The 3741-nt window shown below is 39.7% G+C and carries 3 protein-coding genes; 2 read left to right on the forward strand and 1 reads right to left on the reverse strand.

Annotated elements, in window-relative coordinates; translation table 11 throughout:
- Positions 1-228 precede the first annotated feature (228 nt).
- The gene (gene cynS / locus E2B99_RS11255; RefSeq protein ID WP_076878497.1) at positions 229-678 is read right to left on the reverse strand and encodes a cyanase; all 450 of its coding nucleotides are present in this window, start codon (positions 676-678) and stop codon (positions 229-231) included.
- A gap of 284 nt (positions 679-962) precedes the next feature.
- Here cynS and E2B99_RS11260 point away from each other — a divergent pair, with 284 nt between their 5' ends.
- Complete coding sequence (locus E2B99_RS11260; RefSeq protein WP_008303564.1) at positions 963-1772, forward strand: formate/nitrite transporter family protein; 810 nt, start codon at positions 963-965, stop codon at positions 1770-1772.
- A 51-nt stretch (positions 1773-1823) separates the two neighbouring features.
- Positions 1824-3548 carry a bifunctional protein-serine/threonine kinase/phosphatase gene (locus tag E2B99_RS11265; protein ID WP_076878496.1) on the forward strand — a complete coding sequence of 575 codons (1725 nt, stop codon included), beginning with the start codon at positions 1824-1826 and terminating at the stop codon, positions 3546-3548.
- Positions 3549-3741: the final 193 nt, after the last annotated feature.

Raw genomic sequence — 3741 nt, forward strand, 5'->3', positions numbered from 1 at the left:
TATAATCAGCAAAGAATCCAAAAAGGATTGGATTTTAAGACACCAAATCAAATGGCAGAGGACTTTTACAGGTTGGCTGTCTAGAATCCTCCCAAGCGAAAGCCTCCGTTTTTATCAACACACATCAGTGTATAGTCAAAATTAAATAAGGATAAAGACGGTGATATAAAAGATCTCCTTACGAAGAAATGAAAAGCCATCAATATGATGGCTTTATCAAACGATTAATTAATAGGTTTTATAAGGTAAAAACTTGCCAGACAATACGACATTCACCCGATCTCCGTTTGGATTATTCTCACGTTGAATATCCATACTGAAATCAATAGCACTCATGATCCCATCTCCGAATTCTTCATGAATCAGTTCTTTAATGGTCATACCATAGACGCTGACCACCTCATACCAGCGATAAATCAGCGGATCTGTCGGCACGCTAGTTGGCAGAGAACCTTTATAGGGTACGATTTGCAGCCAGGCGATGGCTTCATCAGTCAATCCAAATATTTCACCGATTTTTTCTGCCTGCTCTTTATTAAAAGCCATCTGACCTAAACATGCGGCGGTTACCCATTCTTTAGAAAGTTCTATTTCTTTGGCGACATCTGACCATTTAATTGATTTTAAAACTTTCGCTGAAATGATCATGTCAGTTACTTGTTGACGATGGGTAATCATAATCCTCTCCAAATGATTCTTAAACAAATTGTTATGCGGAGTAGATGATGCAGATATCATGCCAATTATCATTTTAAAATTTATGCTCAATAAGACAGTGAATAATTAAAAGATTAATAATTTTTTATGGCATAGATTTTGCTTGTACTTTGAGATATATGGCAATGACGCCATTCACCATTAACTGTTCAAGCATTTAAGGCAACGGCGCCTAAGGTCTTCATTGATCTTAGGCGTCTTTTTTTTGAAAAACAGGTCTGTATATTGAAAAAGAGGACGACAACATGGCATATCTTGCTCCTGCAGAGTTTGCAAAAAAAGTGGTAGATGCGGGTGAATCCAAATTGCATATGGCAACCCGTGATGTATTGATTCGTGCCTTTATGGCAGGGGCCATTCTGGCCTTGGCAGCGGTATTTGCCATTACCATAGCCGTGCAAACAGGATCACCATTGATTGGTGCGCTCCTGTTTCCAGTTGGTTTTTGTATGTTGTATTTATTGGGCTATGACCTATTAACTGGGGTGTTTGTACTTACGCCGCTGGCATGGCTAGATAAACGCCCAGGGGTGACATGGGGACGTATTCTAAAAAACTGGGGCTTGGTGTTTGTAGGGAACTTTACAGGCTGTTTAGTCGTTGCGGTGCTCATGGCAGCGGTTTATACCATGGGTTTTGCAGCGGATCCAAACCCTGTCGGCGTAAAAATTGCGCATATTGGCGAGGAGCGGACATTAGGTTATGCCGAATACGGATTCGCCGGCTGGATGACTATTTTTATCCGTGGCATGCTGTGTAACTGGATGGTGTCATTAGGTGTCATTGGCGCGATGATGTCTACTACGGTGAGTGGCAAATTTATTGCCATGTGGATGCCAATTATGCTGTTCTTTGCCATGGGCTTTGAGCACTCTGTCGTGAACATGTTCCTGTTCCCATTTGCCATGATGATGGGCGGTGACTTCTCGATTGCTGACTACTTCCTATGGAATGAACTGCCGGTTGCTTTAGGTAATCTGGTGGGTGGTTTGGCATTAACAGGTCTGGCACTTTATACCACCCATGTCCGTACTGGTGTTAAAAAAGAATTTTAACATTCATCATTTTATAAAGGGATCATATAGATCCCTTTTTGAGCTTTCAGCATGAAAAAAACATTAAAAGTCAGTATTGGGCAATATTCTACTGCCGGAGTTAAACAACAGAACCAGGATTTCCATGGAGTATATCTGCCCGAAGGACATGTGCTGAAACTGAAAGGTATTGCCTGTGTTATAGCGGATGGAATCGGTAGCAGTAATGTCAGTCATCTTGCAGCAGAAACAGCCGTTGGTAGTTTTTTATCTGACTATTATTCTACTTCAGATGCCTGGAGTACACAGACTTCAGCAGAACGAGTGATCCGCGCGACCAATTCATGGCTTTATGCACAGACTCAACAAAGTCAAGGACGTTTTGATAAAGACCGAGGGTATGTCTGTACCTTATCTGCACTGATTTTAAAACAGCAACAAGCCCATGTTTTTCATGTTGGTGATAGTCGTATTTACCGCATTCGCGATCATGAAATTGAATTACTAACCCATGATCATCGTGTCTGGTTGTCTTCCAAAGAGCATTATCTTAGTCGAGCCTTAGGTGCGGATTATCGTATTGAAATTGATTATCGAAATATTGAACTCAAAGAAAAAGATATTTTTTTACTAATGACCGATGGGGTCTATGAATTTGTCACAGATCAACAATTATTAGATTTAACTTTAATAGATGCAGATTTAAATCAACTTGCCAAAGGATTAGTTGAAAAAGCTTTAGAACAGGGCAGTGATGATAACTTAAGTTTCCAGGTGATCCTTGTAGAACAGTTGCCTGAACTGAATCAGTTTCATATTCAGCAGGATTATGTATTTCCACAACAGCTCAGTAAAGGTGAAATTTTTGAAGGCTATGTGATTGATAAGATTTTGCACCAAAATCATCGCAGTTGCCTCTATTTGGCACACGATACTCAGCAGCAGCCTTTGGTTATAAAAACTTTGGGGGTAGATTTACAGCAAGATAAGTATGCCGTAGAGCAATTTCAACTCGAAGATTGGGTATCAAAACGTCTGAAGCATGATAACCTGATGCAGTGTTATCCACATAACACTGAGAAAAAGTATTTATTCCAATGTTATGAATATTTACAGGGTGAAACTTTGGCTCAATGGCTGCATCGCCAGGAAAAGCCTTTAAATCTCGATGAGATTTTACCAATTTTGCAACAAACAGCTTTGGCTTTAAATGCAATGCACCGGCTGGAGATGCTGCATCAGGATATACGGCCAAATAACATCATGGTTTTAAATACAGAAAGTGCCATGAAAATTAAACTGATTGATTATGGTTCAACAGCAGTAAGAGGCCTGGTCGAAATTAATCCTAAAAATGCGAATCGACCACTCGGAACCTTAGCATTTATGGCACCGGAGTATTTTATTGATCATTCGCCATCTGTACATTCAGACCAATTTTCTTTGGCGGTAATGGCCTATTATTTACTGACCAAACAATTACCTTATGGGACAGATTTAGCTCGCTGTAACAGTTTAAAGCAGCTTAAAAAAGTTCAATACTATTCCATCAGGAAATATCGGCCTGATTTACCTATATGGTTAGATAAAATTTTAGGCCAAGCGCTGAGTATTGAACCGACACATCGTTTTGAGGCCTTATCTGAACTCATTCATAATCTAATGCATCCTTCCAAAGAATTATTAAACTCTAAACCACCAGCAATCATTGAACGAGATCCTTTGCGTTTTTGGCAAATGAGTTGCGCCGTATTAGGGCTATTATTTTTACTGAGTATTGCATGGCCATTTATTTGAAAAGATAGGATCAAACCATGCTTAAAATTGAAGGTACATAGATAAGTTTTTATTCAAACAGCTTTTTTGCACAAAGATTTGAAATGCAAAGCGCCCCTAATTGAGCCAAATTTAAGGCGTAACTTGGGTAAGTGGTCGACCTAATTCCGTAAATCTGTTAAGGACTGCTACACGTGCATGGATCTCATTCACT

This window comes from Alkanindiges illinoisensis (assembly GCF_004377485.1).
GTDB lineage: Bacteria > Pseudomonadota > Gammaproteobacteria > Pseudomonadales > Moraxellaceae > Alkanindiges > Alkanindiges illinoisensis_A.